Origin of the sequence: Tsuneonella troitsensis (assembly GCF_001441535.1) — a bacterium.
Lineage (GTDB): Bacteria > Pseudomonadota > Alphaproteobacteria > Sphingomonadales > Sphingomonadaceae > Tsuneonella > Tsuneonella troitsensis.
On sequence record NZ_LMAU01000002.1, the window covers coordinates 600718 to 627702 of the forward strand.

At 64.9% G+C, this 26985-nt stretch carries 32 protein-coding genes; 12 read left to right on the top strand and 20 right to left on the bottom strand.

Translation table 11 applies throughout. The features are described from left to right. The first annotated feature begins 124 nt into the window (after positions 1 to 124). The 4 genes from AR323_RS06570 to AR323_RS06585 all read left to right on the top strand — a co-directional run bounded on the left by AR323_RS06570 (position 125) and on the right by AR323_RS06585 (position 5175). On the top strand, positions 125 to 1561 hold the full coding sequence (locus AR323_RS06570) for an MFS transporter (protein WP_235510486.1): 1437 nt from the start codon (positions 125 to 127) through the stop codon (positions 1559 to 1561). A 52-nt stretch (positions 1562 to 1613) separates the two neighbouring features. Then, positions 1614 to 2906 (top strand): acyl-CoA dehydrogenase family protein, encoded by a 1293-nt coding sequence (locus AR323_RS06575; protein ID WP_057883125.1) that lies wholly within the window; start codon positions 1614 to 1616, stop codon positions 2904 to 2906. Positions 2907 to 3004: 98 nt separating this feature from the next. After that, positions 3005 to 4093, top strand: coding sequence for a Zn-dependent alcohol dehydrogenase (locus AR323_RS06580; protein WP_057883126.1), 1089 nt, complete (start codon positions 3005 to 3007; stop codon positions 4091 to 4093). Then, a complete protein-coding gene (locus AR323_RS06585) occupies positions 4090 to 5175 on the top strand; it encodes a phosphotransferase family protein (RefSeq protein WP_057883127.1) in 1086 nt (361 codons plus the stop codon). Before AR323_RS06580 ends, AR323_RS06585 begins: the two co-directional genes overlap by 4 nt. Here AR323_RS06585 and AR323_RS06590 read toward each other — a convergent pair. Beyond that, a complete protein-coding gene (locus tag AR323_RS06590) occupies positions 5172 to 7559 on the bottom strand; it encodes a S8 family peptidase (protein WP_057883128.1) in 2388 nt (795 codons plus the stop codon). The genes AR323_RS06585 and AR323_RS06590 overlap by 4 nt on opposite strands. Before the next feature lie 164 nt (positions 7560 to 7723). On the opposite strand from AR323_RS06590, the gene dapD reads away from it, so the two are divergent. Genes dapD through AR323_RS06605 form a run of 3 tightly spaced genes read left to right on the top strand, consistent with a single transcriptional unit; the run spans position 7724 to position 9160 of the window. Next, positions 7724 to 8563 carry a 2,3,4,5-tetrahydropyridine-2,6-dicarboxylate N-succinyltransferase gene (gene dapD / locus AR323_RS06595; protein WP_057883129.1) on the top strand — a complete coding sequence of 280 codons (840 nt, stop codon included), beginning with the start codon at positions 7724 to 7726 and terminating at the stop codon, positions 8561 to 8563. A gap of 55 nt (positions 8564 to 8618) precedes the next feature. Beyond that, complete coding sequence (locus tag AR323_RS06600) at positions 8619 to 8933, top strand: hypothetical protein (protein WP_057883130.1); 315 nt, start codon at positions 8619 to 8621, stop codon at positions 8931 to 8933. Between the two features lie 38 nt (positions 8934 to 8971). Next, a complete protein-coding gene (locus tag AR323_RS06605; RefSeq protein WP_235510475.1) occupies positions 8972 to 9160 on the top strand; it encodes a hypervirulence associated TUDOR domain-containing protein in 189 nt (62 codons plus the stop codon). A gap of 27 nt (positions 9161 to 9187) precedes the next feature. On the opposite strand, the gene AR323_RS06610 is transcribed toward AR323_RS06605, so the two are convergent. Continuing rightward, complete coding sequence (locus AR323_RS06610; protein WP_057883132.1) at positions 9188 to 10441, bottom strand: dipeptidase; 1254 nt, start codon at positions 10439 to 10441, stop codon at positions 9188 to 9190. A gap of 207 nt (positions 10442 to 10648) precedes the next feature. Here AR323_RS06610 and AR323_RS06615 point away from each other — a divergent pair, with 207 nt between their 5' ends. Beyond that, positions 10649 to 11056: a DoxX family protein gene (locus AR323_RS06615; RefSeq protein ID WP_057883133.1), complete on the top strand. Its 408-nt coding sequence runs from the start codon at positions 10649 to 10651 to the stop codon at positions 11054 to 11056. Positions 11057 to 11066: 10 nt separating this feature from the next. Here the strand turns inward: AR323_RS06615 and AR323_RS06620 are convergent, their stop codons facing one another. Continuing rightward, complete coding sequence (locus tag AR323_RS06620; protein ID WP_057883134.1) at positions 11067 to 11318, bottom strand: SWIB/MDM2 domain-containing protein; 252 nt, start codon at positions 11316 to 11318, stop codon at positions 11067 to 11069. A gap of 257 nt (positions 11319 to 11575) precedes the next feature. Here AR323_RS06620 and AR323_RS06625 point away from each other — a divergent pair, with 257 nt between their 5' ends. After that, positions 11576 to 13021 (top strand): S41 family peptidase, encoded by a 1446-nt coding sequence (locus AR323_RS06625; RefSeq protein WP_057883135.1) that lies wholly within the window; start codon positions 11576 to 11578, stop codon positions 13019 to 13021. Positions 13022 to 13032: 11 nt separating this feature from the next. Here the strand turns inward: AR323_RS06625 and AR323_RS06630 are convergent, their stop codons facing one another. Further along, positions 13033 to 13632 carry a TetR/AcrR family transcriptional regulator gene (locus AR323_RS06630; protein ID WP_057883215.1) on the bottom strand — a complete coding sequence of 200 codons (600 nt, stop codon included), beginning with the start codon at positions 13630 to 13632 and terminating at the stop codon, positions 13033 to 13035. A 118-nt stretch (positions 13633 to 13750) separates the two neighbouring features. Between AR323_RS06630 and AR323_RS06635 the strand changes: the two genes are divergently transcribed. After that, positions 13751 to 14632: a metal-dependent hydrolase gene (locus AR323_RS06635; RefSeq protein WP_057883136.1), complete on the top strand. Its 882-nt coding sequence runs from the start codon at positions 13751 to 13753 to the stop codon at positions 14630 to 14632. A 60-nt stretch (positions 14633 to 14692) separates the two neighbouring features. Here the strand turns inward: AR323_RS06635 and AR323_RS06640 are convergent, their stop codons facing one another. From AR323_RS06640 to rplU, 3 genes are all read right to left on the bottom strand, one after another. Further along, entirely contained in the window at positions 14693 to 15226 is a 534-nt protein-coding gene (locus AR323_RS06640; protein WP_057883137.1) for a GNAT family N-acetyltransferase, read from the bottom strand. A gap of 208 nt (positions 15227 to 15434) precedes the next feature. Beyond that, entirely contained in the window at positions 15435 to 15704 is a 270-nt protein-coding gene (rpmA, locus tag AR323_RS06645; protein ID WP_057883138.1) for a 50S ribosomal protein L27, read from the bottom strand. Positions 15705 to 15721: 17 nt separating this feature from the next. Beyond that, positions 15722 to 16225 carry a 50S ribosomal protein L21 gene (gene rplU / locus AR323_RS06650; protein ID WP_057883139.1) on the bottom strand — a complete coding sequence of 168 codons (504 nt, stop codon included), beginning with the start codon at positions 16223 to 16225 and terminating at the stop codon, positions 15722 to 15724. A gap of 204 nt (positions 16226 to 16429) precedes the next feature. On the opposite strand from rplU, the gene AR323_RS06655 reads away from it, so the two are divergent. Then, the gene (locus AR323_RS06655; RefSeq protein ID WP_057883140.1) at positions 16430 to 16927 is read left to right on the top strand and encodes a hypothetical protein; all 498 of its coding nucleotides are present in this window, start codon (positions 16430 to 16432) and stop codon (positions 16925 to 16927) included. 26 nt (positions 16928 to 16953) lie between these two features. After that, on the top strand, positions 16954 to 17616 hold the full coding sequence (locus AR323_RS06660; RefSeq protein ID WP_235510476.1) for a Crp/Fnr family transcriptional regulator: 663 nt from the start codon (positions 16954 to 16956) through the stop codon (positions 17614 to 17616). A 3-nt stretch (positions 17617 to 17619) separates the two neighbouring features. Here the strand turns inward: AR323_RS06660 and AR323_RS06665 are convergent, their stop codons facing one another. From AR323_RS06665 to AR323_RS06725, 13 genes are all read right to left on the bottom strand, one after another. Next, positions 17620 to 18042, bottom strand: coding sequence for a hypothetical protein (locus AR323_RS06665; RefSeq protein WP_057883141.1), 423 nt, complete (start codon positions 18040 to 18042; stop codon positions 17620 to 17622). A 94-nt stretch (positions 18043 to 18136) separates the two neighbouring features. Further along, a complete protein-coding gene (locus AR323_RS06670) occupies positions 18137 to 18466 on the bottom strand; it encodes a Rossmann fold domain-containing protein (RefSeq protein ID WP_057883142.1) in 330 nt (109 codons plus the stop codon). A gap of 3 nt (positions 18467 to 18469) precedes the next feature. Further along, a complete protein-coding gene (locus AR323_RS06675) occupies positions 18470 to 18841 on the bottom strand; it encodes a dihydroneopterin aldolase (protein WP_057883143.1) in 372 nt (123 codons plus the stop codon). Positions 18842 to 18851: 10 nt separating this feature from the next. After that, on the bottom strand, positions 18852 to 19742 hold the full coding sequence (locus tag AR323_RS06680) for a class I SAM-dependent methyltransferase (protein WP_057883144.1): 891 nt from the start codon (positions 19740 to 19742) through the stop codon (positions 18852 to 18854). Further along, entirely contained in the window at positions 19742 to 21142 is a 1401-nt protein-coding gene (thrC, locus tag AR323_RS06685; RefSeq protein WP_057883145.1) for a threonine synthase, read from the bottom strand. Before thrC ends, AR323_RS06680 begins: the two co-directional genes overlap by 1 nt. 50 nt (positions 21143 to 21192) lie before the next feature. Next, entirely contained in the window at positions 21193 to 21777 is a 585-nt protein-coding gene (locus AR323_RS06690) for an SURF1 family cytochrome oxidase biogenesis protein (RefSeq protein WP_235510478.1), read from the bottom strand. Continuing rightward, positions 21774 to 22169 (bottom strand): DUF983 domain-containing protein, encoded by a 396-nt coding sequence (locus tag AR323_RS06695; RefSeq protein ID WP_057883218.1) that lies wholly within the window; start codon positions 22167 to 22169, stop codon positions 21774 to 21776. The genes AR323_RS06690 and AR323_RS06695 overlap by 4 nt, the downstream gene beginning before the upstream one ends. Further along, a complete protein-coding gene (locus tag AR323_RS06700) occupies positions 22169 to 22993 on the bottom strand; it encodes a cytochrome c oxidase subunit 3 (RefSeq protein WP_057883146.1) in 825 nt (274 codons plus the stop codon). Before AR323_RS06700 ends, AR323_RS06695 begins: the two co-directional genes overlap by 1 nt. Before the next feature lie 74 nt (positions 22994 to 23067). Further along, complete coding sequence (locus AR323_RS06705) at positions 23068 to 23652, bottom strand: cytochrome c oxidase assembly protein (protein ID WP_083495263.1); 585 nt, start codon at positions 23650 to 23652, stop codon at positions 23068 to 23070. A gap of 4 nt (positions 23653 to 23656) precedes the next feature. After that, the gene (locus AR323_RS15265; protein WP_268810500.1) at positions 23657 to 23791 is read right to left on the bottom strand and encodes a hypothetical protein; all 135 of its coding nucleotides are present in this window, start codon (positions 23789 to 23791) and stop codon (positions 23657 to 23659) included. Next, complete coding sequence (locus tag AR323_RS06715; RefSeq protein ID WP_057883147.1) at positions 23788 to 24705, bottom strand: heme o synthase; 918 nt, start codon at positions 24703 to 24705, stop codon at positions 23788 to 23790. The genes AR323_RS15265 and AR323_RS06715 overlap by 4 nt, the downstream gene beginning before the upstream one ends. Before the next feature lie 270 nt (positions 24706 to 24975). Next, positions 24976 to 25743 carry a hypothetical protein gene (locus AR323_RS06720; protein ID WP_152980309.1) on the bottom strand — a complete coding sequence of 256 codons (768 nt, stop codon included), beginning with the start codon at positions 25741 to 25743 and terminating at the stop codon, positions 24976 to 24978. Positions 25744 to 25851: 108 nt separating this feature from the next. Continuing rightward, a complete protein-coding gene (locus tag AR323_RS06725) occupies positions 25852 to 26805 on the bottom strand; it encodes a VOC family protein (RefSeq protein ID WP_057882603.1) in 954 nt (317 codons plus the stop codon). Positions 26806 to 26985: the final 180 nt, after the last annotated feature.

Below are 26985 nucleotides of genomic sequence, written 5' to 3' on the forward strand. Positions count from 1 at the left end.
ACGTTGACGCGCCTGTGCCCGGCTCTACCATACCCGGCTTACGAGTTTCCTCGGGGAGAGGTATGCGATTCGACAATACCCCTGTCCCGAAAGGGCAGTTCAGGAGGCGCGGAAATTGACCCGCGTGCCCGTGCGCATCAAGCTCGCCTACGGCATGGGCGCGATGGCCTATGGGGTCAAAGACAACGGTTTTTCCGTATTCCTTCTGATCTTCTACAACCAGGTCATCGGCCTGCCCGCCAATCTCGTCGGGCTTGCGGTGATGATCGCGCTGATCATCGATGCGTTTATCGACCCGGTCATCGGCCATCTGTCGGACCGCACCGACACCCGTTGGGGTCGGCGACACCCCTGGCTCTACGCTTCGGTCATTCCCGTGGCGTTGTCGTGGTTCCTGCTCTGGCATCCACCGGCCCTCGAAAACCAGACCCTGGTGCTGCTGTACCTCATCGGTTCGGCCATTCTGGTACGCTCGGCAATCGCAATGAGCGAGGTGCCCTCGATCGCGCTGCTGCCGGAACTGACGCGCGATTATCGCGAGCGGACCGACGTGCTGCGGTACCGCTTCCTGTTCGGATGGATCGGTGGCCTGGCGCTGTTATGGCTTGCCTACGCGGTTTTCCTTGCCCCCACCGCTGACCAGCCCGCAGGACTGCTGCGGCGCGAGGGATACGACGCCTATGCCTTGACCGGAGCGGCCATTATGGTTGTCGCGATCCTGATAGCGGCGATCGGCACCCACAAGCGAATGGCGCGACCGCCAGCGAAACTGCCCGAGCGGAAGCCCTTGAAAGCGGAGTTGAGGGCAATCTTTGGCACCCTTCGGAACCGCGCTTTCCTGACACTCATGGCCGCCGGGGTCTTCGCCTACGCGAACCAGGGACTGAACTTCGCGACGAGCACCTACATGCAGGGATACGTCTGGGAATTCCCTGCGTGGGCGTTTTCGGCTTGGCCGGTTACGCTGCTGGTCGGGGTCGTGTTTGCATTTCTGGCAGCGCCGGTCGTTTCCCGGCGGTTCGGCAAGAAGCATGGCGCAGCGCTGACGGCGGGACTTGCCGTACTCGTCGGTATGGCCCCCTACGTGCTGAGACTCCTCGGCATATTTCCGGAAAATGGCGATCCTCTCACCATTCCGCTGTTCTTCGCATTCGTGACGGCCGCGACCGGCTTGGGCATCTGCCCCATGATCCTGACAGGCTCGATGCTGGCCGACGTCATCGAGGACTCCGAAATGCGCACCGGATATCGGGAGGAAGGCCTGTTTTTCGCGGGCAACCTGTTCATGCAGAAGTGCGTGACGGGTATCGGCACTTTCGCCGCAGGCAGCCTGATCACAATGGTCGGCTTTCCGCAGAACGCCGTCCCGGGAGCGGTCGACCCTGCGGTGATCGACCGGCTCATCCTCGTCTTCGTCATATTGACGGCGTTATTCGTCACCGCCGCGATCACAATGTTCCTGCGCTACCCACTGGGCGAGGACGATCACAACAGCCGCATCGCCACGCTAGCCGCTCGCGAGAACGGGTTGGCGGCTCAATCACCATCGGGGCTTGGCTAGCCAGCCCCGCTCTGTCACCACAACATCGATTGCAAGGAAGGACGTAACCGCCATGGATTTCGAACCCACCGAACGGCAGAAGCACTGGCGAGACCGTGTGCGCCATTTCATTGACAGCCACGTTCGCCCGCGCAACGACGAGTACAAGGCGGCTCATGCGAAGGATCGCTGGGGCGTCAATCCCGTGGTCGAGGAAGAAAAGGCGCGGGCCAAGGCGCAGGGCATCTGGAACCTGTTCATGCCCCCCCAGGCGGGCCGCCCACATGTAGACGACACTTTCGAATTCGACGGTCCGGGCCTCACCAACCTCGAATATGCGCTTTGCGCCGAGGAAATGGGCCGCGTTGGCTGGGCGAGCGAGGTGTTCAATTGCTCTGCCCCCGATACCGGCAACATGGAGGTGTTCCACCGCTACGGCACGCGCGAGCAGAAGGACGAATGGCTCAAGCCGCTGATGGAGGGTGAAATCCGCTCAGCCTTCCTGATGACAGAGCCAGCCGTCGCCAGTTCGGATGCCACCAACATCGAAACCCGCATCGTGCGCGACGGGGATCATTACGTCATCAACGGACGCAAGTGGTGGTCGAGCGGCGCGGGCGACCCTCGGTGCAAGATCGCGATCTGCATGGGCAAGACCGACTTCGAGGCCAAGCGTCACCAGCAGCAATCGCAGGTGCTCGTCCCGCTCGATGCAGAGGGCGTCGAGATCAAGCGGTTCCTGCCGGTATTCGGCTATGACGATTCGCCGCACGGCCACATGGAAATCGTGCTCAACAACGTTCGCGTGCCAGTTTCGAACATGATCCTGGGCGAAGGGCGCGGCTTCGAGATCGCGCAGGGCCGCCTCGGGCCGGGCCGCATCCACCACTGCATGCGCACGATCGGCGTCGCCGAGGAAGCACTCGCCAAGATGTGCCGCCGCCTCCAGACGCGCGAAGCGTTCGGCAAGCCGATCTACCAGCATTCCGTGTGGGAAGAGCGGATCGCGCGCGCGCGGATCGACATCGACATGACGCGCCTGCTCTGCCTCAAGGCGGCCGACATGATGGACAAGGTCGGCAACAAGGCGGCCGCGCAGGAGATCGCGATGATCAAGGTGCAGGCGCCGAACATGGCGCTCAAGATCATCGACGATGCCATCCAAGCGCATGGTGCGGCCGGCGTCAGCGACGACTTCGGCTTGGCCAACGCCTATGCTCACCAGCGTACCCTGCGGTTGGCGGACGGTCCGGACGAGGTGCACGCGCGCGCCATCGCCCGGATGGAATTCGCTCGCCATGCGCCGAATATCAGCGCTTCCGGAGATGCTGAATTCAGCTCCGGCGACATGGCAGCTACGCGATAAATCGACGCCACCCCTCCCGCTTGCGGGAGGGGTCGGGGGTGAAGCACTAGCCAAGATACTGACCTGTCCCGAACACGGGAGGGGTACCGGAGAGAAGAATGAAAGCCGCCGTACTTGTCGCCCCGAACCAGCCGTTGCAGGTCGAGGACATTTCCATTGCCAAGCCCGGTCCGCACGAGGTGCTGATCCGCACCGCGGCGTGCGGCCTGTGCCATTCGGACCTGCACTTCATCGAAGGCACCTATCCCCACGCCCTCCCCGCGGTGCCGGGACACGAGGCGGCGGGTGTGGTCGAGGCTGTGGGCAGCGAGGTCCGCACCGTGAAACCGGGCGACCATGTGGTGTCCTGCCTCAGCGCATTCTGCGGCCATTGCGAATTCTGCGTCACCGGCCGGATGGCGCTGTGCCTGGGTGCCGATACGCGGCGGGCGCAAGGCGATCCGGCCCGGCTGTCGCGCCCCGACGGGAGTCCGGTCGCCCAGATGCTCAACCTGTCGGCGTTCGCCGAACAGATGCTGATTCACGAGCACGCCTGCGTGCGGATCGATCCCGAAATGCCGCTCGATCGGGCCGCCGTGATAGGCTGCGCGGTGACGACGGGCGCGGGGACGATTTTCAATGCCTGCAAGCTGGTGCCGGGCGAAACGGTGGCGGTGATCGGGTGCGGCGGCGTGGGCCTTGCGGCGATCAACGCGGCCAAGATCGCCGGCGCCGGCCAGATCATCGCCTGCGATCCGATCGCCTCCAAGTGCGAACTCGCCAAGGTGCTCGGCGCAACCCACACCGTCGACGCACTCGCCGAAGATGCCGCGCAGCAGGTCATCGAGCTGTCGAAGGGCGGCGTCCATCACGCGATCGAGGCGGTCGGGCGGCAGGCTTCGGCCGATCTCGCCTGTAAGGTCCTGCGCCGCGGCGGGACCGCCACGATCCTCGGCATGATGCCGCTCGACTGCAAGGTGGGCCTCGGCGCGCTCGACCTGCTCGGCGGCAAGAAGCTGCAGGGGGCGATCATGGGCATGAACCGCTTCCCGGTCGATCTGCCGCGCCTCGTCGATTTCTACATGCGCGGGCTGCTGGATCTCGACACGATCATCGCCGAGCGGATACCGCTATCGGCGATCAACGAAGGGTTCGAGAAGATGAAGGGCGGCGACAGTGCGCGCAGCGTGATCGTGTTCGACCAATGAGCGATCAGCCCGCAGTCCAGGACGCCCAGGCAGCTTTCACCGGCACGATCGAACCGTCCGAGGCCGATCGGCTCGACGAGGCCAAGCTCACGGCATGGATGGAGGCCAACGTCGAGGGCTTCCGCGGACCGCTGACCCAGGGCAAGTTCAAGGGCGGGCAATCGAACCCGACCTACAAGCTGTCCACGCCGACGAAGAACTACGTCCTGCGCCGCAAGCCGTTCGGCAAGCTGCTGCCGAGCGCACACGCGGTCGACCGCGAGTTCAAGGTCCAATCGGGCCTCCACAAGGCCGGCTTCCCTGTCGCGCGGCAATACGGGCTGTGCACCGACGACGATGTGGTCGGCTCGTGGTTCTACGTCATGGACATGGTCGACGGGCGCACGATCTGGGACGGCGCTATGCCGGGCGCTTCAGCGGATGAACGCCGCGCGGTCTATTTCGCGATGACCGACACCCTGGCGTCCCTCCACAACGTGGATCTGAGCGAGGCCGGGCTCGAGGATTACGGCAAGCCCGGCAACTATTTCGGCCGGCAGGTCGACCGCTGGACCAAGCAGTACCGGCTGTCCGAGACCGAGCACATGCCCGCGATGGAAAAGCTGATCGAGTATCTTCCGGCGACCCTGCCCGAACAGACCCGCACCAGCGTGGTCCACGGCGATTACCGCATCGACAACATGATCTTCGCGCACGACCGGGCCGAAGTGCTCGCCGTGCTCGACTGGGAGTTGTCGACGCTCGGCGACCCGTTGGCGGACTTCACCTATTTCTGCATGGCCTGGGTTACCGAAAACGGCGGACGATCAGGCGTCATGGATCTCGATCGTGCGGACCTCGGCATCCCGGAGCTCGACGAAGTGGTCGAACGCTATTGCGCGGCGACCGGGCGCAGCGACGTGCCCGACATGAACTGGTACTTCGCCTACAACCACTTCCGGCTGGCAGGCATCCTGCAGGGCATCAAGAAGCGGGTGATCGACGGGACCGCCAGTTCGGCGCACGCCAAGGCGATGAGCGCGCGGGTCGATCCGCTGGCGCAGAGAGCCTGGAGCTTTGCCGAGAAAGCCGGCGCCCGCTAGAACCCGCGCGACCAGCGCAGCGCCACGCCCTTGTCGTCGGGCGTCGCTGCCAGGTGCCCCGGGTCGCGGCGATAAAACAGGCTCGCCATGGCGCTACCGCCGAACAGCCGCCCGGCCCACGCGATCTCTCCATCGAGCTCGTTGCCGCCCGGTGCCAGCGAAACGAATCGCGTCCCGTAAGTGGGCGTCAACGTCGCGTAGTCGTATCCGACCGGCAGATTGAGTGCGAGCCCGCCGCTTTCGACCCGCAAAGGCTGCGAAAGGCGCACTCCGAAACTATCGTCGCGAGCGAATACGCCTTCGCGCGAGACGTTGAGCGACCAGGATCGACTGACGAAATTCGACCCCGCGCCGATCGTCCCGACGCGGTCGGCACGGGTCCAGCCCTGCCGCAGCGCACCGCCGAGACGCCAGTCGTCGGAGAACCGCCAGGTGGCGCTGGCGTCGGCGAACAGCGTCCGCGCTCCGCCCCCGCCCAGCGCCTCATGGAAATAGGAGCCAAGCACGGTGCGATCCTCGTCGAGCCAGCTCAGCCCGACCGCGGTCTCGAAAGCGCCGAACTTGCGGTCGACCGATAAGGCGAAGGTCGAAAGACCCTTCGTTTCGCGGCGGCGGCCCAGCGCACCGTGGGCCACCCGCAACGTACCGAGCCACGCCTCGCCGCGCTCCGCGCTCGCCGACACGCCCCAGGGACCGAGTTGCTGGCGAAATGCGAAAGCTGCGTCGGCTCCCTTGGTGAAGCCGAGATCGCCACGCGCTTCGCCGGCGATCAGGAAGGCCGGACGATCGTGCCCCTGTAGTTGCGCGACCAGACCGTCGGCACTTTCGCGAAACCCGAATGCCACCTGGCGGCCGGGCGAAAGCCGCAGCGCCGCACGGCCGGCCAGGACGCGGGCGGCCTCTGCATCTGCGCGGTTCAAAAGCAGCCGACTTGTCCCAAAGCTCCCGCCAACAGCCCGATCGGCGATCGAGAAAGAAAGGCTCATGGCCTCGGACGGCCGGACGTCGACCCGGCGCGAAGCATCGTCCAAGGCACCGTGCAAGCGCGGGGCGATGCCCGCACGCTGCATTCTGCCGCCCAGATCGGTTCCGTAGGCGCGACCGTATGAATCGAGAATGATCGCCTGCACCGATGTGCCGGCAAGCGCGTCTCCCATCGGGGTCGAGGCAATCGCCGTGTCGTCATTCAACGGGACCGAGACCGCCCCACCCGCCAGCGTCGTCGCGCCGCGCGGAGCAAAGGCCGCAGCGATATCGAGAATGCCCCGGCCGTAGGTGGTATCGGTTCCCGCTGCCCCCGCATCCCGCGCGCTGGACAGCAGAATGTCCACGATCTGCGTGCCCGAAAGATTGGGAAACGCCTGTTTCAGCAGCGCGACCGCACCCGCGATCTGCGGTGCCGAAAAGCTGGTGCCGGAAATGACCGTGACGAAACTGCCGCTCGGCGTTTCCTCGACCTTGAGAACGCCGTTCTCGTACACGCAGCACACCCGCTCGCCGAGGGCGGACAGGTAAAAGCTCGCTTGCGATCCCGCCTTGTTGCTGAACGCGGAAAACTGTCCCGCGTCGTTCACCGAGCCGGCGATGATGACGTTGGAGCCGCCAGCGTTGCGAACACCGGTGGCAAATGGATTGGGCTGGTTCGGGTCGACGTCCGCGTCGCTGCCGTCGCCTTCGTTGCCCGCGGCGACGACCACCACGGTACCTGCTGCAGCGGCCCGTTGGACGGCGGCTACCAGGGCCGACCCTGGAGCAGAGCCGCCCAGGGACAGATTGATCACGGTCGCGCCTGCCGAAACCGCACGATCGACGCCAGCGGCGATATCGCGGTCCGAAAATACGCAGCCGTCGGTGGTGGACGGAGAGTTGTTCGTGCAGCTGCCCGGTCGATCTGCCCGCAGGGCGACGATGGTCGCATTGTAGGCGATGCCCACGATCCCGGTATTGTTACGTGCGGCCGCCGCGATCATCGCAACGTTCGTGCCGTGATCGTCGACCGCCTCGACCGTGCCGTTGCCGGCGACGTCCGCGCTGGCCGGATCGATCCTGCCGGCAAATTCCGGACTGTCGGTGTCGATCCCGGTATCGATCACCGCGATCTTGACCCCGGAGCCGGTCGCGCCCTGTGCCCAGGCGGTCGGCGCGTTGTGGTAGCCGGGCCCGTCCGACCGGCGGAACTCCGCGGTGTCGAACGACGCAGGCGAAACCGGAGGAGGCGTGGGCGTGGGAGTGGGCGTGGGAGTTGGCGTTGGCGTGGGGACCGGCGCCGGGGTGCTGATCACTCCGCCGCCGCCGCCTCCACCGCCACCGCCGCAGCCCGATAGGGCCAGGAGGGCGGCGAGCGCGCAGCCGATCTTCCAGTCAGTCCGTTCTCGACGTTCCATCACTGTGCGCAGCGTCCCCGAATTTCCGGGCACCTTGCACCAAGATGTTGAAGACTGCCTGAACGCGGCACACCGGCACCAGTGCGAAACGTCAAGGCAGCTTGCTCCGCCAACCACGCGCCGCTAGCGCCTCCACAGCCAATTCCAGTCCGGAGCCTTATGCCATGTCAGCCGATCTCCAAGCAGCCGTCGAAGCCGCATGGGAGCGCCGGACCGAGGTTACACCGGCGAGCACCGAAGTTCGCGAGGCGGTCGAGGCGACCCTCGAACTGCTCGACACCGGCAAGGCGCGCGTCGCTGAGCCGGACGGATCGGGCGGATGGCGCGTCAACGAATGGCTGAAGAAAGCGGTGCTGCTCAGCTTCCGGCTGGCCGACAATGCGGTGATCGAAGGCGGCAGCGCCAGCGCGCCGGCCTACGACAAGGTTCCGTTGAAGTTCACCGGCTGGGGCGACAATCGCTTCCGCGAAGCGGGTTTCCGCGTCGTGCCCGGCGCGGTGGTGCGCCGCGGCAGCTTCATCGACAAGGGCGTGGTCGTCATGCCCAGCTTCGTGAACATCGGTGCCTATGTCGGCGAGGGATCGATGGTCGATACCTGGGTCACCGTCGGTAGCTGCGCCCAGATCGGCAAGCACGTCCACCTTTCGGGCGGCGTGGGTATCGGCGGGGTGCTGGAGCCGCTGCAGGCCGGGCCGGTCGTCATCGAAGACGGCTGCTTCATCGGCGCCCGGTCCGAAGTCGTCGAGGGCGTGCGGGTTTGCGAGGGAGCGGTCCTGTCGATGGGCGTGTTCATCGGCGCCTCCACCAAGATCGTCGACCGCCAGACCGGAGAAATCCATATTGGGCGGGTGCCGCCCTATTCGGTGGTCGTTCCCGGCTCGCTCCCCGGCAGGCCCTTGCCCGATGGCAGCCCCGGCCCCAGCCTCTACTGCGCGGTCATCGTCAAGACGGTCGACGCGCAAACCCGCGCCAAGACCGGGATCAACGATCTTCTGCGTGACTAGGAACCGGCGCTTGGGCTATTCGTAGTGCGAGGACATCTGGAAGGGAGCCACATCGATGCACCAGCACGGCGACGAAGTTCACGCCACCCAAACCGAAGCGAGCGGCGGCTCGAAGGAAGGCGTGGTACGCTGGGTCCTGATTATCGGGCTCCTGTTGGCAGTGGGCTTCCTCACGATCATCTGGGTCACCGGCGCCGCAGTGCAGGACGACGGCCCGGATAGCGAAACGAGTGTCAGCAACACGATCGCGGCTGAACAGGACGCACAGGTCGATCGCGGCGAGCCGATCGCGCCCGCGATGGAAGGTCCCCAGCCCGCAGCGACGCCGGGCGACGCGCCTGCGGGCGATCCCGTCAACGACGCGCAGTAATCGTGGCGGACGGTCGCTCGTTCCGGAAGGGCGCGCAAGTGTCCTGGAAGTGGGGCGAGGGAACCGCGCACGGCAAGGTGGCGGAGCGGTTCGAGCGGCGCGTTCAGCGAACGATCAAAGGCTCCAGGATCGTCCGCAACGGGACGGCTGCGGATCCTGCCTACCTGATCGAACAGGAAGACGGCGGGAAGGTTTTGAAGCTCGGATCGGAAATCGCCTCGCGTTGATCCGAGCTTCGGGCGGCGCTGCTGGCGCTAAAAAGCGGTGGGATTCTCGATCGGCGGATCGGTCCGGTGCGCGGTCGCATAGGCCTCGGCAGCCCGCAGCACCCGCTCGATATTGCCGCCGGCGATCTTCTGCAGATCCGCCCGCGAATATCCGCGGCGCGCAAGCTCGGCAAACAGCGCGGGATAGCCTGCGGCGTCCTCCGCCCCGACCGGGCCGGTTTCCATCCCATCGTAGTCGCCGCCGATCCCGATGTGATCGACACCCGCAACCTTGCGGACGTGGTCGATGTGGTCGGCCCAATCCGACACGGTGGCGAGCACTTCGGGATTCGCGCTGCGCCATGCTTCCATGCCCGCGACGACCGCCTGCGGGTTGCCCCGCCACAGCGATTCCAGCCGCGCTTTCTCGGCAGCTTGCGACGCGCCCCACTGGCGCCGCTTCTCGCTGAGAAAGTCGGGATAGCCCACGACCATTACGATGCCGCCGTTCGACTTGAGGCGGGTCAGCACGCCGTCGGGCACGTTGCGGGCGTGGCCGTTGACCGCGCGCGCACCCGAGTGGCTGAACATCACCGGCACTTCTGTGAGGTCCAGCGTGTCGTTCATCGCGTCTTCGCTGACGTGGCTCAGGTCGACGAGCATGCCGAGCCGGTTCATTTCGCGGATGACGTCCTTGCCGAAGTCGGTCAGGCCGCCGTGGGCGGGCACGTCGGTCGCACTGTCGGCCCAGGGAGTGTTCTTCGAGTGCGTCAGCGTCATGTATCGCGCACCAAGCGCGTGCATCTGGCGCAGCACCGCGAGGCTCGAGCCGATCGAGTGCCCCCCTTCCATGCCGATGAGCGATGCCACCCTTCCCGCCTTCATGGCACGCTCCGCGCCGTCGGCGGTGGTGACCAGTTCGAGCCTGTCGGGATGCCGGGCGATGATCCGCTTCATCACGTCGATCTGTTCCAGAGTGGCCTGCACGGCCTGCTGCTCGGTCAGGTTGGCGCTGATGTAGACCGACCAGAACTGCGCGCCGAGACGACCCTGCGCGATACGCGCCAGGTCCGTGTGCATTGCCCCGATGTTCTTCGCAGGCTCGGCGGTGTCGGTGGTGTCGGCGAAATCGAAGCCGGCGATCATGTTGCGATATCGGCTGCGGAGCTGCTCGGGCAGGTCGTTGTGTCCGTCCCAGACCGGCGTCGCCTTGAGTGCGGCTTCGGCGGTCTGCTCCGGGGTTTGCGCGGTTGCAGTGGTAGCGAGGCAAAGCGCACCGAGCGCAAGAACGGTCAATCGCATCGATCGGCTCCTGGATTTAGGGCGAACGCGACCGCGATCACCGTTTTGGCAAGACTACGTATCGCCTTGCCATTGGGCTGCAAATTCATTTTCGGACGAGAGCCATGCTCCATCCGTAAGAGGCAATGTCAATCTGACCCTGTGCGGAAACGATCGCGTGCGTTAGGGGCTGGCGATGCGGCAAAACGCGATCCAATTGTTTCCAGCATGATCCGGACCGGTTTCCGCTGGCTGCTTGCCATCTTCTATGCGGTCGCCGGGTATTTCCATCTCGCGGCACCCGCGCCATTTCTCACTATAACGCCCGCGTGGGTTCCGATGCCGGAAAGCGTTGTGGCGGCGACCGGGATCGCCGAACTGGCGGGAGCGGCAGGGCTGCTGCAATCGCGGTGGCCCGAGCTTCGGCGAGCGGCCGGTATCGGGCTGGCACTCTATGCGCTGTGCGTCTGGCCCGCCAACTTCCAGCATATGGTGCTGGACATGGACCGAGCGGATGGCGGCCTGGGGCTAGGTTACCACATTTCCCGGCTTGCCTTTCAGCCGGTGCTGATATGGCTGGCGCTGTGGGCGGGCGAAGCGACCGACTGGCCGTTCGCCCGCCCAGCAGGCAAGTGATCCCGAAGGATCAGCTCATGTGCTTGGAAACGGCACCGGTCATCTTGAACATCGAAATCTGTTCGCTGCCGATCACCTTGCCCAGGGTGGCGTCGGGATTGATCATGCGCTTATCCTTCGAATCCTGAAGGCCGTTCTTCTTGATGTAGTCCCACACCTTGGAGGTGACCTGTGCACGGGTCATCGGACCCTTGCCGACGACGGATTCCAGGTCTCCCGTCAGGTTCACGGGCTTCTGCAGAGCGTTATTCTTGCCAGCCATGATTAGTGGTCCTTTCCTGCTTGGCTATGGAGGCGATCCTAGGCGCTCCACCGCCTTACTGCGAGGGCGCAAGGCCCCGGGAGCCGAGTTTTCGACAGGCGCGAGAGGTATTTCGGCCTAAATCGCCGAATTATTGGGCGTTGTCGGCAAGATTCGTTTGCCCAAGTGCCGTTGCAACGGCATTTTGCACTGATACGGTCGTGGTGGGGATCGGGCCGAATAGAAGCATAATCGATGGATCAGGAAGGTATTTCACCATGAGCATGGGTCGCACTTCGCTCTCGATAGTCCTCGCAGCCTCCCTTGCCTCTTGCGGGGGCGGGGGCAGCAGTGGCGGCGGAAATTTCGGCAACGCTCCGACGCCGACGCCGACGCCTTCGCCAACTCCGACGCCAACCACCAGCGCTTGCGCCCTTTCGGCACGCCAGGATTTCGCGAAGGCGGTCATCGACGAGTGGTACCTGTTCCCTTCGCTCGTCGACAGTTCGGTCAACAAGGCGAGCTATTCGACCGTCCAGGGCTACATCGATGCGCTGGTCGCGCCGGCCCGCGCGCAGTCGCGTGATCGCTTCTTCACCTACATCACCTCGATTGCCGAGGAGAACGCATTCTTCAATTCCGGCTCCAGCGCCGGCTTCGGCGTTCGACTCGTTTACGATACGACGCAGAACCGCGTTTTCGTGGCCGAAGCCTTCGAGAATGCCCCCGCCCTTGCCGCGGGCATCGATCGCGGAACCGAGATTGTCGCAATCGGCACGAGCTCGAGCAACCTGCAGACGGTCAATAATCTGATGGCTTCGGGCGGACCGCAGGCGGTGGTGAATGCGCTCGGCCCCAACACGGCGGGCGTCTCGCGCGTGCTGCGCATCAACAACGGCGGGACCGTTAGCGAAGTTACCGTCGCCAAGACCGAGTTCGCGCTCGATCCGGTTTCGAACCGGTACGGCGCAAAGGTGCTGAACGACGGCGGAAAGCTGGTCGGCTACATCAACCTGCGCACCTTTATCGATACCGCGGATGCGGATCTCCGCGCGGCGTTCGCCAACTTCAAGTCGCAAGGCGTGACGGAAGTGATCGTCGACGTGCGATACAATGGCGGCGGGCTCGTGCGCATCGCCGAACTGTTCGGTGACCTTCTCTCGGCCAACCGGGTCGGGCAGGTGTTCAGCCGGACGACGTTCCGCGACAGCAAGGCCGCAAACAATACGACCAAGACTTTCGCCGCCCAGACCCAGGCCATCGCGGCGACGAAGATAGCATTTATCGGCTATTCCGGCACCGCTTCGGCAAGCGAACTGGTGGCAAACGCGTTCATTCCGTACCTGGGCACGAACACGGCCCTTATCGGCGGCAACACTTTCGGAAAACCGGTCGGGCAAATCGCATTCGACAGGGCGGAGTGCGACGACCGGATGCGGGTGACCGCGTTCCAGACCGAGAACCGCGACGGCCAGGGCAACTATTACACCGGCCTGGCCAGCGTTTTCCCCCGCACGTGCGCGGCACCCGACGACATCTTCCGGCAATTGGGAGATCCGCAGGAGGCGGCGATCAAGGCTGCACTCGATTTCCTGGGTGGCCGGACCTGCACGCCGATCGCATCGTCCGGTGGTATCGGGACTCAATCGACCGGTCAGCGCCGCGAGCCGATCAGGCCCGAACAACCCACCGCAGCGCAGCGCGAGATGCCCGGCGCCTTCTAGGTTCCGGCGCTCTAGCTTTGTGCAGGATCGCGCGCGAGCGATCCGATCAATAGTCGTTCGGCACGATCGCGCGCACTTCCTTCGGGCAGGCCGAGGGAGCGCGCAAGCGCCGGGCCCATGAGCGCGTTGCCGAGCGCCAGCAGCACGAGGGTCAGCGTCGTTTCGTGCAGCGCCAGGACGCCGCTGTGGGTGTCGGCTTCCTCCGGCGCGATTTCGTCGATCAGCTCGTGAATCGTCTCTACGATCGGGTCGAGCGCGTCTTCGTTGCCGGTGAGCAGCATCCAGCTGGCCAGTGCGCCCGCGCCTTCCTTGTCGAAGGCGTCGAAGGTCAGGTCGACCACTTCGCGCGGCGAACCCAGCCCCGCCCGGCTCGCGCGGACCGCTTCCTTGATCGTCTCGCAGACCGTTTCGGCGAGGTGCTGCGCCAGCGCCTTCTGCAGGCCCGATGCCGAGCCGAAATGGTGGAGCAGGTTCGCATGGGTGCGCCCGATACGCCCAGCCACCGCTTTCAGCGTGACCGCCTGGGGTCCTGTCTCGATCAAGAGGTGGCGCGCCGCCTCGAGAGCGGCCGTACGCGATTCTTCAGGCTTAAGGCGCTTGCGGGTGGCCATCGTCATTGCGACTAGTCCGCCGAGGCGCGTGGAACAAGCTGCCAAAGTCGAAGGCCATTATTGACACTGATGTCAGTTGACCGTACTTACATTGATGTCAGTTAAAGGACCTGATTCGATGAATGCTCCTGCCAAGTTCGATCTCGCTCCCGCTGCTCGTTCCACCGCTACGCCGGACGATCTGGAGATCGTGATCCGCGACCGCCGCTTCCTTCGCGGCCAGAAGGCGAAGCGCTGGTGGCTGAACGGAGACCCGATCGCCACCGCATGGTTCAACGCGCTGAGCGCGACCTTCCCGCGCGGCGAAGCCTTCTTCATCGAATCCGTCCGCGCCTTCCGCGACGGGGCCGATCCCAAGCTTGCCGGCGAGATCCGCGCGTTCATCCGCCAGGAAATCAACCACACGCGTGAGCATATCGTGCTCAACAAGCTGGCCGAAGACAGCGGCTACGATATCGCGTTCATCGACCGCCGCGTCGAGGAGCTGCTCGCGCTGCTCAAGGATCGCCCCGCCTACCTCAATCTCGCGGCGACGATGGCGCTGGAGCACTTTACCGCGATGTTCGGCCAGGAACTGCTCGCCAACCCCGCGCACCTGAAGGGTGCCGAGGGCGACCTGGGCGACATCTGGCGCTGGCATTCGGTCGAGGAGATCGAGCACAAGGGCGTCGCCTACGACACTTGGCTGCACGCCACGCGCGACTGGAGCCGCTGGCGGCGCTGGAAGGTGAAGAGCCTGATCATGCTGATCGTCACCAAGCGCTTTATCGGCAACCGCGTGAAGGACATGAAGGACCTGCTGGCCCAGGACGGCCCGACCGGCTGGAAGGTGACCGCGCGGATCTGGGCATACCTGCTCGTCCGCCCCGGCTTCCTGCGGCGCATAGCCCTGCCGTGGATGGCGTTCTTCCTGCCCGGCTTCCATCCCTGGAACGAGGACGATCGCCACCTCATCAGCAAGCACGAGGGCGAATTCGCGGACGCGCTGCTGCCGTCCTGATCGCCCTGTCGCGGAACCAAGAAGCGCCGCTCCGGTCCAGCCGGGGCGGCGCTTTTCGATTCATGCGGCTCGCATGACCGGGTCGGATTGCTCGTCGAGATCGAGCGCGTATTCCACGGACTGCACCTCGGCACCGCGCGCGCAGCTATGCCGTGCACGCACCTTGCCGGTCGGCACGAAGCCCAGCTTGCGGAGCACGCGCCCCGACGCGGGGTTGTCGACAAAGTGCCCCGCGCTCAGACGGCGGTGGCCGAGCAGGCGCGCAATCTCGATCACGCCCCGGCCGGCCTCGGTCGCGAAGCCCTGTCCCCAGAACGGCCGCGCGATCCAGTAGCCGATCTCGAAGTCTTCGCCGTCGCGGCCCAGACCTGCACACCCGATAGCCTTGCCGGTGTCGGGCCGCACGAGCAGGAAACTGGGGCAGCACAGGTCCTGCCCCCGCGAGACGAATTCGCGCGCCTCTTCGGGTCCATAGGGCCAGGGCGCGCGGGCGAGGTTCATCACCACGCCCTCGTCCGCGATTCCGCCCAGAACCGCTTCCCAGTCTTCGGGCCAAGCGGGCCGCAGGAACAGCCTCTCCGTCCGATGAAACACGTGCCATCTCCTCTTTGTCCGCCCGCTAGCCGCGGCGCGTGACACTCTCGTTGCGCCGCCCCTTCGGGTCGACGATCGGTGAGGGAGATACGACAAGAGGGAGACGGGCCCCCTGATTTCTCAGGATGGCCCCATCTCCCTCTTCGTGCCGGATTTTACCTCCGGCGGGGGACCATCCAGAGGACGGCCCCTTTTTCGGGTCGTCCGATTATTCCGCGGCCATCGCCTGCATGTCGACCGAGACGTACTTGCGACCGAGTTTGCCGGCGTGGAATCGCACGCGACCTTCGACGAGCGCGAACAGGGTGTGATCCTTGCCCATGCCGACGCCGCTGCCCGGGTAGAACTTCGTCCCCCGCTGGCGCACGATGATGTTGCCCGGAATCACTTCCTGGCTGCCGAACTTCTTGACGCCGAGGCGACGGCCCGCGCTGTCGCGGCCGTTGCGGGACGAACCGCCTGCTTTTTTATGTGCCATTGTTTCGTCCTACCTTCTTACTTGTCGGTCTTCTTGGCGGCCGGCTTCTTGGCCGGGGCCTTCTTGTCGGCAGCGGGCTTCGCGTTGGCCTTGGGCGCCGCAGCCTTCTTCGGAGCGGCGGCTTCCTTCTTCGGCGCTTCGGCCTTGGGAGCAGCTTCCGCCTTCGGAGCTTCCGTCTTCGGAGCGGCGTCCGCCTTCGGCGCGGCCTTCTTCTCGGCCTTGCTGTCGCCGACCGAAACGATGCGCAGCAGAGTCATCTGCTGGCGGTGACCCGCCTTGCGACGATAGTTGTGCCGGCGGCGCTTCTTGAAGACGATGACCTTTTCGCTCTTCGCCTGGGCGATGATCTCTGCCGAGACGACGGTCTTGGCCGCGTCGGCGATCTTGTCGCCTTCGCCGGCGAGGAGAACGTCGCCCAGCGTGATCGTGTCGCCGGCGTCACCCGCCAGCTTCTCGACCGCGATCTTGTCTCCGGCGGCAACCCGGTATTGTTTGCCGCCCGTACGCACTACTGCGAACATCGGTTCTTCACTTCCGCTTTACGTGTGTGGCCACCCGTCTAAAGGCGGCGAAACCGGAACGCCCGTGAGGGGTCCCGGAAAGATGGGTGCCGTTAGGGGAACGATCCCGCCAAGTCAACGCCCCAGTAGGAAATGCGGCACGGTTTGCAGGTTCGACCCGTGCAGATGGTTTCGCGACGCAGTTCGCGTGCTAAAGGCTCTTCGGTGAAAATTCTACGCGCGGTTCCCGTCCTTTCGATCGCCCTGACCCTGGGCGCATGTGCCACGTCGGGCGACTACCCCTCGCTGGCCCAACGCCCGGCCGAGCGCGTGGAAGGTACGTTCACTCCGGAGCAGGCTGCACCGGTTGCCCCCGTTCCGATCACCCCGACAGCCGATCTCGCCGCACGCCTGGCCGAGAATGCCCGGCAGGCCGAAGCGGCGCACCGCGAATTCGTATCTGCCGTCCCTTCGACCGAACGACTGGCAAGCGGCGCCGGGGCGATCGGCACCGATAGCTGGGCAGCAGCCCAGGTAGCGCTGGCGAATCTCGATTCGATTCGCAGCCGGGTCGCCGTGAACCTTGCGGACCTCGATTCGCTGTGGGTCGATTCGACGATCGAGCCCGGCCCGCGCGAAGCGATCGGATCGGTGCGCAGCAACGTGGAGGCGCTCGTCGCGGAGGAAGACGCCGTGCTTGCCAGGCTACGCGGCCGGCTGTGACCGCGCTTGCCTGCAGCACCTGCGCCGTGCGCGACCGCGCAGCGTGCTCGGTGCTGGAGGATGAGGAAAGGGAAGCGCTCGCATCGGTCGGCCGCACCCGCACGCTCTCTCGCGGCGAAACCCTGTTCGCCGCAGGGGACGAATCCTCCGCCTGCGCGACGCTGATCAGCGGCGCGTTGAAGATCAGCGCTACTGATGCCGCGGGCGATGAGCGAATTCTCGCGCTCGTCCACCCCTCCGGTTTCGTGGGCGAGATGTTTTCGCCCTTCGCCCATTACGATGTCGTTTCGCTGACCGACAGCACCCTGTGTGTTTTCGCCGGTGCCGAAATGGAACGCGCGATCAGCCGTTATCCCGCCTTGGCTACCGCCCTCTTGCGCCGCTCCCAGGAAGACCTGCACGCGGCGCGCGATCTGCTCGCACTTTCGGGCAAACGCGATGCGGCATCGAAGCTCGCCGCGCTGATCCTGGGCTTTGCCCACGGGGCAAGCGATTCGTCTTGCCATCCCTCGCCCATATTCGACCTTCCCCTTACGCGCGGGGAGATGGCGGGGATGCTGGGGATTACCATCGAAACGGTCAGTCGCCGTCTGTCGGCATTCGAGCGCGACCGACTGATCCGGCGCGACGGAGCGCGCGGGATCGTGCTCAAGGATCCCGCGCGCCTCGCCGCGCTGGCACAGCTCTAAGGCTTACGTCAGGGCAATTATCGCGAGCACCGCGATGCCCCAGGCGAAGATCAGGACGGGCAGCATCAGGACCTGGACTACGGCTTCGCTCGCATTCAGGTGCCCCGTCCACGTCGCGATCCCTTTCTGGCGAAACCGGTCCCAGCCGAGCGGGGCGACCGGATTGTCGGGCCGCATTCGCGTCCAGATCGAAGGCACCGCAAAGAACATGCCGACGAAGATCGTGCAGATCACGAGTGGGATCACCAGGCCGGGGTTGGACAATCCCAGCGCCATGATCGCGATGAACCCGAGATACAGGCCTCCGGTCACGCCATAGACCACCGTCGGCAGTTCGAAGCTGCGGTCGACCGTCACCGGCTGCAGGAGTTCGGACCGGACCTCGGCGGCCTGGGCGACGATTTCGCGGGACAGATGCCTGGACATGGAAAACGCTCCTTCGTTGGTGCGAAGGGTCTACGGTGTCCGGGGATATGGGGATTTGACCTCGATCAAACTCGGTCGGAATATTTCGGCGCGATTACGAAAGCGGGTCGCCCGCGCCATCCGCGTCGAGAACGAGATATTGCCCCGTCACGCCCGGTGATCGCGCGAGATAGCTTTCGGCCTCCAGGATCGCGGCTTCGCCCTGTGCGGCAATTGCGTTGATTCGCACCGGCGCAAACTCGCGTGCCAGCCCCTGGACCGCGGCAAGGCGCCAGCCGCGGTGGGTGTGATCGGCCGGGCCAAAGGCGACCGTGACGTGATCGTTCGTTGTCGCGACATCGCGGATTCGCGGCAGCACCTGAGCATGAAAGTGTCCCGCCGCATCCAGTGGCGAATCGGGCAAGGGGCCGACACGAACCAGCAACGGTCAGCGCCGCTCACGAGTAAGAGTCACGCCGATCTTCTCATTCGCTTCCGCGATGGCCAGCTTCACGATCTTGACGGTGACCGCCGCGACCCGGTGATCCTGCACGAACAGCGTATCGCAGATATGCTCCGCGACCGCTTCGATCAGCTTGAAGTGCACGCCGGGCGGCAGGGCCCCGGTCGCCGCGAACTTCAGGTCCATGTAGTTCTTGCTCGCCGAGAGATGCGTATCGGGTTCGTAGCGGTCGGCGGCCTTCAGGGTCGCCGCGATCGATATCCGCAGCGGCTGCGGCTTGCCCGTCTCTTCGGAATAGATGCCGGTGAGGACATCGACTTCCAGGTCGTCGACTTCGAGGATCAGCGAATCGGCCATGTGAGCGCCCTTACCCCGGATTCGACCAGCGCGCGAAAATCGCGGTGGGGAGCAGTCGCCCGCCCTCGCCTTCCTCGCGCATGGCTAGGTCGCCATGCTCGATCGTTCCGGGGAGGTCAGCGAACACTTCAGCGAGGAGCCCGCCCAGCGCCAGGCTGCTCATGCGCACGGCATAGACCGTGAGGAACAGGAAGCGGCTGTCGGCATCGAGCAGCCGGCGGCAATCGGATACCAGGCCCGGCAGCCCATCCTCTAGCCGCCAGACCTCGCCATCCGGACCGCGGCCGAACTTGGGCGGATCCAAGATGATCCCGTCGTAGCGCCTTTCGCGGCGCACTTCGCGCGCGGTGAACTTGGCGGCGTCGTCGACCAGCCAGCGGACCGGGCGCTCGGTCGTATCCGACACCGCGGCGTTCTCGCGCGCCTGGGCGACCGACTTTTTGCTCGCGTCGACGTGCGTCACCGGACCGCATTCGGAAAGCGCCAGAGTGCCGACGCCCGTATAACCGAACAGGTTGAGCGTCTGCGCGTCTGCCTTGCCGGCGAGCTGACCGCGCATCCATTCCCAGACCGGCGCCATGTCGGGAAAGAAGCCGAGGTGGCGGAATGGCGTGCATTGGGCCGTGAACCGGACGTCGTTCCACGCCAGTGGCCAGCCAGCGGGCGGCACCGGCGCGTCGAACTGCCAGCGGCCTCCGCCGTCCTCGTCGCTTCCGGGGACGAACTCCCCGGCCGCCTGCCAATCCGGCAAACGCGGCGACCACATCGCCTGGGGTTCGGGTCGAATGAACCGGTAGGGGCCGTATCGTTCGAGCTTGCGGCCATTCCCGCTGTCGACGAGGCCGTAGTCGGCCCATGCTTCGCCCGCCAGCAACAGCGGGGTATCGACGAGCGTGGCCATCAGGCGACCGGAGTGGCGCGTTCGGCGATCCAGTCGCGAACGGCCTCGTAAGTGCCGGCTAACTCGTGGTAGCGTTCCTCGCGCGCAAACAGGTCGCCGACGCGCGAGGGCAGCGGCGGCCGCTGGCCCGTGGCGCGCTCCACCGCATCGCGGAACTTGCCCGGATGCGCCGTCGCCAGCGTGACGACCGGCACGGCGGCCGGGATTCCGCTCGACCGCGCGGCATGGAGGCCGATCGCGCTGTGCGGATCGATCGTCTGACCGCAATCCTCGTGCGTGCGCCGCATCGTGGCGGTCATCTCGTCGGGCTCGACCCGCGCGCTGGTGAACAGCGCGGCGGCGCCTTGGAGCTGGGCGTTGGTCAGCCGCATCGCTTTCGACGATTCGAAGCCGCGCATCTGTTCGGCCATCGCCGCGCCGTCCCGTCCGCCCAGATCGAACAGCAGTCGCTCGAAGTTGGACGATACCTGGATGTCCATGCTGGGCGCGGCGGTCGGAGTGACCGATCCGGCGGAGTAGTCGCCCGACGAGAGCGCCCGGTGCAGGATGTCGTTCACGTTGGTGGCCACGATGAGCCGCTCGACCCGCAGTCCCATCCGCGCTGCCACATAGCCCGCGAACACGTCCCCGAAATTCCCGGTCGGCACGCTGAAGGCGACCTTCCGATCGGGCGAACCCAATTGCAGCGCCGCCGCGAAGTAATAGACGACCTGCGCCATCAGCCGCGCCCAGTTGATCGAATTGACCGCACTGATCCGGAAACGCCCGGTCATGTTCGGGTCGCCGAACATCCGCTTCACGATGGCCTGCGCATCGTCGAACGAACCGTCGATTGCGATGTTGTGCACGTTGGGCGCGAGGACGGTCGTCATCTGCCGCCGCTGTACGTCGCTGACCCTTCCCTGCGGGTGCAGCATGAATATCTCGACGCCCTCACGACCCGCCACCGCGTCGATCGCCGCACTGCCGGTATCGCCGCTGGTTGCGCCGACGATGGTCAGGTTGCCGCCGGAGCGACCGAGGAATTCCTCGAACAGCAGACCGAGCAGCTGGAGCGCCACGTCCTTGAACGCGAGTGTGGGGCCGTGGAACAGCTCGAGCAGCCAATGCTGCTGGTCGAGCTGGACGAGCGGGGTGACCGCGTCGTGCGCGAAACGGCCATAAGCCGCGCGGGTCAGTTCCAGCAGGCGGTCCGGCGTAACGCTGTCGCCGACGAAGGGGGCCATGATGCACGCAGCCAGCTCGGCATAGGGGAGCCCGCGCATCGCCGCGATCTCGTCATGGCTGAAACTCGGCCACTCGCGCGGCAGGTAAAGGCCGCCGTCACTGGCCAGGCCGGCCAGCGTCACGCCTTCGAAATCGAGGACCGGTGCGGCACCGCGGGTGGAGACGTATTCCATCGTGGCAGGCGGTTAGCGGGGCGAATGGCGAGCGGCAAGCAAGCGCCGCTTTACGCCGCCGTAGCCCGCCACTTCTTCCGGACGGCCAGGATATATATGACGAGCGCCGTCAGCGCGAACAGGAACCACTGGACCGCATAGGACAGGTGGTTGTTCGGCATGTCGCGCGGATCGGGCGGTGCAAGCTGCTCGAGCCCAGCCTGCGGGGGAGCGGCGACGAGTTTCACCCCATCGCGATAGGGGCCTACGAACCCGCCGACCTGGCCGCCCGCCCACTCCATTGCCTGCGGGTTGCGCGACCAGCCTAACCCTACGTCCGCCATCCCGCCATCGGCCAATCGGCAGCGGGCCATGTGCGCCCAGCCCGTCTCGCCCGAGGCCGAATGACCCGCGACCGTTTCGACCTTCTCCACCGCCACGCATTCCACGCGCGAGCGTCGATAGAATGCGCCCTCGTAATCGGCCTTACCCGCCGGCCACGGCACTTCGGCCGACATCGCGCTGGCGCTCGCGTACCGGCCGAGTTCGATCTCCTTTTCCTGCATCCGGCCGAGTTGCCAGAAGCCGAGCGCGATCATCGTGCCGATTGCGACCAGCACGACCAGCGTCGCGATAACGGGGACCGGGCGTTTCACTTCAACCGCCCCTCACCCGCGCGGTTGCGAAAGGCGCTGGCGAGCAGCGCCGCCTTGGCAACGCGGAGTCCGCCCAGCGTCAGCAGCGTTGCGAGCGGAATCCACAGCAGCGCGTGGACGTAGAACGGGGGTTCTGCCGCGAGTTCGAGCCAGATCGCCAGCATCGCGACGAAGCCGCCGATCAGCAGGATCAGGAATGCCGCCGGCCCGTCGCCCACGTCGAACTTCGCGAACTCGAGCTTGCAGGTGGGGCATTCGGCGGCGAACCGGGCGACGCCGGCGAACAGCGTGCGCTCTCCGCATTGCGGGCAGAGACCGAAAAGGGCAGCCTGGGCGATACCCGGCTGCCCCTTCGGTGTTTCGGACGGTGAACCCGAAGCGTCGCGGTCCATCAGTGGACCGGTGCGCCCCATCCGCCCCAGACGTAGACCGCGATGAAGAGGAACAGCCACACCACGTCCACGAAGTGCCAGTACCACGCCGCCGCTTCGAAGCCGAAGTGCTGCTGCGGAGTGAAGTGGCCTTTGTAGGTCCGCACGAGGCAGACGATCAGGAAGATCGTGCCGACCAGCACGTGGAACCCGTGGAAGCCGGTCGCCATGTAGAACGCCGAGCCATAGGTGTTCGTCCCGAACGGGAACGGTGCGACCGAGTACTCGTAGGCCTGAATGCAGGTGAACAGCGCACCCAGCAGGATCGTGAGCCAGAGGCCCTTCTTGAGGCCCTCGCGGTCGCCGTGGATCAGCGAGTGGTGCGCCCAGGTGACCGTGGTGCCCGAACACAGCAGGATCAGCGTGTTGAGCAGCGGCAGGTCGAACGCGTCGAGGACTTCCATCCCCTTGGGCGGGAACTGCCCGCCGATCGCTTCGGAAAGCTCGCTCGGGAACAGGGCGAAGTCGAAGAACGCCCAGAACCAGCCGACGAAGAACATCACTTCCGATGCGATGAACAGGATCATGCCATAGCGCAGGTGAAGCTGCACGACCGGGGTGTGATCGCCCGCCTGCGCTTCCTGCACGATGTTCGAGAACCACGCGAAGAATGTCGCGATCAGGCCCGCGATGCCGAGGCCCAGCACGATCGGCCAGCCACCCATCGATTCCCGGTGCATGAACAGCACCAAGCCGCTGGTGAAGGTAAGCGCCGAGAGCGAGCCGACCAGCGGCCAGATGTCGGGCGGAAGGATGTGATACTGGTGATTCTTGGCGCCGGCCATGAGGAAACTGATCCCTGTTCGAACGGATTTGCGCTTGCCCTTAGAGCGCCTCTGCGGCGTGGTCCAGAGGGGTCTTAGCTCGTCGGTTCAGTGCGGTGGAAAGTATAGCTGAGCGTGATCTGTTCGATGTTCGCCGCGTTCTCGTCATCGCGGATCTTCGGATCGACGAAGAACAGCACCGGCATCTGCACTTCCTGACCCGGCTGGAGGGTCTGCTCGGTGAAACAGAAGCACTGGATCTTGTTGAAGTACTGCCCGGTTTGCACCGGCGAAACATTGAAACTGGCGGTGCCCGTCACCGGCTCGTTGGAATTGTTCTTCGCGTAATAGAACGCCATCTGCCGCTCGCCCAGCTTGACGGTCTCGGTCACCTGCTCGGCCCGGAAGGTCCACGGCATGTCCGGATCGACATTGGCATCGAAGCGGACCGATACGGTCGCTCCGCCCGTCCGCGCGCCGGCGAATTCCGCGGCGATCGCGTCGCTCAGGCTGGCGCGCTGGGTTGTGCCGCCGAATCCGGTAACCTGGCAGAAGATCCGGTAGAGCGGCACCGCGGCATAGCCCATCCCGAGCATCGCGAACGCGAGCAGGCCGGCATAGATGCCGACCTTGGCGTTGCTGCGGCGAAGCGCCTGCGACTGGGGGGCTATGCTGGCCACGGGTCTATCCGAACTGAACGAAGGTGATCGCGTAGAACAGGAACACGAAGAAGAACAGGACCAGCGCCAGCGCGGTGTTGCGGCCCTTGCGGCGACGCTTGAACTCGGCCTCTTCGTCGGGAGTCATATGGGTGCTCATGCGAACGCGCCCTGCCCGTAAAACGCCCGGTCCGCAACCAGTGCGGCGAACAGCGCGAAGAGGTAGAGCACGCTGAAACCGAACAGGCGCTTTTCCGGCTTCATGCCGTCACCCGGCTCCGCCCGGCGCATCGCCACGGGGGCGGCCAGCGCGAGGAAAACGAGACTGAGCAGCACCGCCGCGCCGCCATAGACCGCGCCGGTCCCGCCGATGAACCAGGGCGCCGCGGCGATCGGCAGCAGGAGGATGGAATAGGCCAGGATCTGGCGGCGCGTGCTCGCTTCGCCCTTCACCACGGGCATCATCGGGATGCCGACCTTGGCGTAATCGATCTGCACGAACAGCGCGAGCGCCCAGAAATGCGGCGGCGTCCACATGAAGATGATCGCGAACAGGAGGACCGGCATCAGCGTGATGTCGCCGGTCACCGCGACCCAGCCGATCATCGGCGGAAACGCCCCGGCACCGCCGCCGATGACGATGTTCTGCGGCGTGCGCGGCTTCAGCCAGATCGTGTAGACGACCGCGTAATAGACGATCGACAGCGCGAGGATGATCGCGGCGAGCCAGTTCACGGCCACACCCATGATCATCACCGACGCGCCCGACAGGATCATGCCGAAATCGCGAGCATCGTCCTTGCGCAGGCGCCCGCCGGGAATGGGGCGCTTGGCGGTCCGCTTCATCCCGGCGTCGAGATCGGATTCCCACCACTGGTTGAGCGCCGCCGCGCCGCCCGCTCCCATCGCGATGCACAGCACCGCGACGAAGCCGATCAGCGGGTGGATATAGCCCGGAGCCGCCAGCAGGCCGCACAAGCCGGTGAAGATTACCAGGCTCATCACGCGCGGCTTGGTCAACGACAGGAAGTCGCGCCAGTCGGTGGGCAGATAAAGGGCGGGTGAGTCGCTCATCGGGGGGCTGGCGCGCCTATAGTCGCGGCTTGTGAAAAGGGGAAGGCCGCCGAGGGCATGTCACACTTGTCACAGTGTCCAGCGACAAAACCGCCACATCCGCTTCGGCTGCTCTGGAATCGCAATGTCGAGAAGTCGCGCGAGGGGTCCACGAGCGCGATTTGGCACAAGACTTTGGAGGTAGGAAAATGTCGATTTCGTATGCTCCGACGCCAAAAGCTGTCAGTCCGCTAACGACCCCAAAGCGGACATTCCATCGCCGCGACAAAATCAGTCGACCCGAAAATCCAGTATTGTGAACTTGGCGGGCCCGGTGGCATAGACGCCATGGCCAAGCCCTGAGGTCGAGCCGAAAACTAGCCCGATGTTGCCGGCGTTCGCTAACGCCGCTTCGAACGCAGCGGGGTTAGCTGACCGCTTCCAAGCGACGACCGCATTCCATTCCTCGTCGAGCTCCACAGAAACCGTGTGCACACCGCGCTTGAGCGTCTCAATGCGCTCGTCGGGCGAGTACCACCGATAGGTCGCGTATCTTCCCTTCGCGCTCCAGTTGTCGCCACGCTGCTGGATGAACAGCGACAGCCAGCCGGGTCCACCATTCTCCTGGCCATAAAAGCGCACGCCGGGCGCCGCATCGATACGATAAGTCAGCGTGATCCGCTTTGCACCAGCGAGGGAGTGTACGGGAACGGTCACAGCATGGACGTGGCCGGCGGAACGGGAAGGATAAGGAAAGTGGAAACTGGACCCGTCAGGCTCTGGCGCGAGCGTTCGAGGCATGCCGACGGAGTAGTTACGCCCCCGAATGACTGGCCCGATGGACCATTCGTCGGCCGCCGGGGTAGCCGCGGCGGCGATGCCCAGCGGGGTGAGCGCTGCGAGAACGGTTGCCGCGCAAAGCACAAGAGTAAGGCTCAATCTCTCCATACCAGGGCGGATGCCGCACGCTTGGTTGATCAGCCCTGAACCGTCCGATTGCTGGCGCTCAAGGTTGCCGAATGGCTTCAGCCTGTCACTCGAATCCGCTTCCCACCCCAATACGTGCCGAAGTTGCCGAGTGTTGGGCGACCTGAAAGCCGACCAGCCGCTCACGACCCCATCGCGGACATTAGCCAGACTCCGCCAGCGACGGGCGGGATGCTGTTCTTATCGAGGCGGTGCCAGCTGGTGAAACTCCACTAAAAAGCCGAAGTCCGCGGTCGTCGGAGCCGCAAAGGAATCGCCTAGCAGTCCCTGATAACGTTTCATCTCTCGGCCATAGCCCCATTCGGAAATTCGGCGAGCTTGGCCGACGTCGGTTACGGCAATGCTGATTCCGTAAATGTGAGGCCCTCTTTCCTTGAGGGCGTCAGCGGCAGGACCTGGGCCTAATGGTTCGAGAGCGAGAATTGTCTCGCCGCCTGAATCGAAACGTAAGCCGCGCAGGCCCTGCTCTGGCAGGCTGACCTCTCCGGTCCGCTTGAAGCCCATGCGAGAAAGCCGGTCGCTTGTGACCTTGGCATTGGCGTCGAGAAGCCAAACTGCCGAGATTCGTTGCGCCGTGTTCGGGTGTCGTCTGAAAACAATCTGGTCAGCTTGATCGACTGGTGCCGATGCTCCCGGCGCATATTTTATGAAAAACAGATCAGCTCCGGCCAACGGCGGTGATTTGAACCCTACCGTCCTCCACATGCTCTCGCGTGGCGGCTGCGGTCCATCGCCATCAGGATCGTAAGTCATCGGCGAGCTTGGGGCGAGGTCCCAGCCCTCTCTCTCAAGTTGGCGCTCCACTCCGTCGACATCGTTCGCTTCCAACGCAAACATGTTTGACATCGCGCCGCGCTCGGTCGCTGCATAATGCTTCCGCACCTCGTCGGTCAGTTGGACTTCGGGACGCGTGAAATACAGCAACTCTAAGTAGGACCTATCGGCAAACGGGATAATCCGGTTGGCGACACCGTCGCCGAAATCACCGCCCGGCCGCACCTGAAAGCCCAGCTTCACTGCCATGACCGACGTGATCTGGTCGATGTTGCGAGACCAGATGAGAACATGGTCGAGTCCGCCCACGGAACCATGGTGTGCGGAGGATGCAGCACTCGTGACCGGAAGGTATAGCATGGCTGTGGCAATCGCCAAGCTAAGTGACTGGATTCTCATGCCGCGATCTCCCCAACTGACTCCGGAGCTTGTTGCACCGGTAATTCCCCGTGGTGCAACCGCAGCTCTTTCCTAGAGCAGGAAGCGCCCGATCAGATGCTACGCGCTCTTTCTGTGCCGCTCAATGTCAGCTTTCCACCC